Here is a 3,736-nt window from a genome sequence, read left to right on the forward strand (position 1 = left end):
ACGACGTCCACCCCGGCGGACACCAGATCCCACAGATCCTCCGGCGAACCCACCCCACCCGGATACCGACACGCCATCCCCACGACGGCGATCGGGTCGTCCGAGGGAAGGAGGTTGGGTGTGGGCGCTTCGACGGATGTTCCCGATGGAAACATCTCCTCGACAATCAGCGCGGCGATCGATCGTGGCGTTGGGTAGTCGAACACGAGCGTCGCAGGAAGGCGCAGGCCTGTGTCCGCCGCGAGTTGGTTCCGTAGCTCCACGGCTGTGAGTGAATCCAGACCGAGATCCTTGAACGCGGCGTCCACCGACACGGATTCGCGCCCCGTGTGTCCGAGCACATGTGCGGTGGTCTCGCGGACCAGATCCAACACCGCTGTAGACCGGCGGTCGAGCGGCAGCGAAGCGAGGCCGGCAAGGGCAGTCCGGTCAGTGGCTCCCGCAGTGACCACACGTCGCTTCCGTTTGCCGCCGAGCGGTGAGTCGGTCCGCTCGAGCTCCATCCGGGCCGCGACAACGGTCGACAGATCAGACTGCAGGGCGGCGTCGAAAAGCGCCAGTCCGTCGTCGTTCGTCATTTCGCGCACACCGTCGCGGGCGTTGCGCGCGTGATCACTCGCCCCCAACTTGGCGGTCATCCCGGTTCGTTGTTCCCAGATCCCCCACGCAATCGACACGGCAGGGAGGCCGAGTTCGCTCCTGAAGTTCGCGAGCGAATCCAGGGCGGCGTTCGCGGCGGCGTAGCCCGCCTGTCCCTTGGATCCCAGGATCCCGGCGACCGAAGAGAACATCACGAACATTGACAGGTCGCGGTCCAGAGTCAGGTGGTGCAGGTTCCACGCCGCGTCGATCTTCGGTCGGAGCACAGTCGTCAGGCGCTCCGACGTCAGGGACGTGACCACCCCGTCGTCGACGACGCCGGCGGCATGTACCACCCCGGTGAGGTCGTCGATATCGGCGAGCACGGCGGCCGCCGACGCGTGATCTGCCACGTCACAGGCGACAACCTTCACCGTCGCGCCGTTCTCGGTGAGTTCGTCCAGTAGTTCGGAGACCCCTGGGGTTTCGGGTCCGCGTCGCGAGACGAGGACGAGTCGTGTGACCCCGTGTGCGGTCACCAGGTGTCGAGCGGTCTGTGCTCCCAGGCCGCTGGTTCCTCCGGTGACGAGCACGGTTCCTGTCATCGGTGACGTCGAGATCTTCTGGGCCGGAAGGCGACGCAGACGTGGCACCAGCGCTCGACCGCTCCGCAGGGCAATCTGTGGCTCCCCCGACTCGAGCACGGTTCGCAATGTGGGCTCGTCGGAGGCTGTTTCGGTGTCGGTATCGGCAATGATGAAGCGGCCCGGGTGTTCCGACTGCGCCGACCGCAGCAGTCCCCACACCGCTCCCTGCGCTGGGTCCGAGGTCGCGTTTCGTGTGATGAATGCCACCGGGCCGCTGTCGGTTGCAGTGAGCGACGCCTGAACCAACCCGAGTACTTCGGGCAGCGTCGAGTTGTCGACCATGTACACCGATCCGATTTCCACGGCGGCCGCATTGACGGCGGGAGTCCAGTCCACCGCGTAGAGATCGCCCTGGTTCGCGGACGGAAGTTGATGTTCGTCCACCGATCGCACTGCCAACGACGCGACGACCCCGACCGGTGCGCCGGACCCGTCCGCCATCTCGATACGCAGTGCGCCGGGTGACGACGGTGCGAGGCGGACTCGCAGCATCGATGCACCCACAGCAGACAATCGCGTTCCCGACCAGGCGAAGGGGAGCCGCACACCGTCGGTGAGCGGATCGGCCACCGCCATGACCTGAAGTACCGAGTCGAATAGCGCCGGGTGCAGGCCGAAGTTCTCGGTCTGCAACGCGGGCACGGCGATCTCGGCAAACACGTCGTCGCCGCGCCGCCACACGGTGCTGATACCGCGGAATGCCGGGCCGTAGTCGAGCCCGACGTCCGCCATCGACTCGTAGAAGTCCGTGACGTCCACGGGCGAGGCACCCTCCGGCGGCCACACGGACAGATCGACCTCAGGCTCCGGGGAGTCTCCGACCACGACCGCGCCGCTCGCGTGTCGAGTCCACGGGGCACCGTCGTTTGTCGACGAGTACACGCTCACCGGTCTACGACCGTTATCGTCCGCGCCGACAGCCACGCGGACCCGAACTCCACCGTGCTCGGGTAGTGCGAGGGGCACCTCGTTGACCAGTTCTTCGAGCTCGGCGCAACCGACGCGATCGGCGGCATGGAGAACCATCTCGACGAGCGCGGTACCCGGAACCACCGTCCGCCCGAACACCTGGTGATCGGACAGCCACGGCTGGTTCGACGTGGAGATCCGGCCACTGAACGTCATAGATCCCGTTTCCGGGGATTCGATTGCCACTGCCAGCAGTGGATGCCCACCCCCGTCGAGGCCGACGTCATCGAGGTCGCTCACTCGACGATCACCCTCCAACCAGTAGCGCTGGTGCTGGAATGGATACGTGGGCAGCTCGACGCTGTGCGCCTCCGAGAAGAAGCGAGACCAGTCGACCGGGACCCCCGAAACGTAAGTCTTGGCGAGTGCTTCCATCACGGTGTCCACCTCTGCGCGGTCACGCCGCAGAAGTGGTGTCGCGGTGAGGGCGGCGTCGTCGCCGAACGACGGGGAGGTCATGGCGGTCAGCACTGCATCCGGGCCAAGTTCCACGAGTACTCGCACGCCTGCTGATCGCAAGGTCAGTAGTCCGTCGTGGAATCGCACAGGTTGGCGGATGTGGTTCACCCAGTAGTCTGGCGAGCTGAGCTGGTCGAGTTCGAGGACGTCTCCGGTGACGTTCGAGACGATCGGGATTCTCGGTGCCGAGTAGGTGACGCCGGCGAGAACGGTCCGGAACTCGTCGAGCACGGTGTCCATGTGGCCGGAATGGAATGCGTGGCTGACCTGGAGCCGCCGTGTCTTCCGGCCGCGGGCGTGGAAGTCGGTCTGCACTGCCAGCACTGCCGTCTCGTCGCCAGATATCACCACCGACGTCGGGCCATTGACAGCCGCGATCCACACTCCGTCCGGCAAACCGGACAGTTCCTCTTCGGAGGCCTGTATCGAAACCATCGCACCGCTCGTGACGACGGACTGCATGAGTCGGCCGCGCTCGGCGACAATCGTGCAGGCGTCGGCAAGGGTCCATACGCCGGAGGCGTGCGCAGCCGCCAGTTCCCCGATCGAGTGTCCCATCAGGTAGTCCGGTGTGACCCCGAGCGACTCGAGCAGCCGGAACAGTGCGACTTCGACTGCGAACAGTGCCGGCTGTGCCCATGCCGTGGATTCGATGTCGCAGTCGTCGGCCGTCACGTCCTGGTCGAAGTGCGATGCGACCTCGTCGAAGGCGTTCTTGAAGACCGGGAACCGCTCGTACAGCTCGGTGCCCATTCCCGCCCGCTGGCTTCCCTGGCCCGAGAAGAGGAACGCGACCGGCGGCTGTCCATTGGCAACGCCGGTCACCACGCGTGGTGACCGCCGGTTGGCGACGATCGCCGTGAGACCGTCGAGCAGTTCACGCCGGTCCCGACCGAGAATGACAGCTCGATGCGCGAGGGTGGCACGCGTGGTGGTCAGGGTGAAACCGATGTCTCCTGGGTCATGGTCGGCGGTGTCGCTCAGAACCCTCTGCGCCTGCTCGCGGACCGCGCCCGCAGACTGACCCGACAACACCCACGGCACCACACCACCCACCGCAGACGTCACCGAATCGTCCACCG

The 3,736-nt window shown here is 66.0% G+C and carries 1 protein-coding gene; it reads right to left on the minus strand.

Going from position 1 to position 3,736, the window contains the following annotated elements; genetic code table 11:
- Positions 1–3,722: SDR family NAD(P)-dependent oxidoreductase (locus ACFYVR_RS26880; protein WP_387479430.1), on the minus strand; the 3,722-nt coding region annotated here is incomplete at its 3' end.
- Positions 3,723–3,736: the final 14 nt, after the last annotated feature.

This window comes from Rhodococcus sp. NPDC003318, from assembly GCF_042879035.1.
Classification (GTDB): Bacteria; Actinomycetota; Actinomycetes; order Mycobacteriales; family Mycobacteriaceae; genus Rhodococcus_G.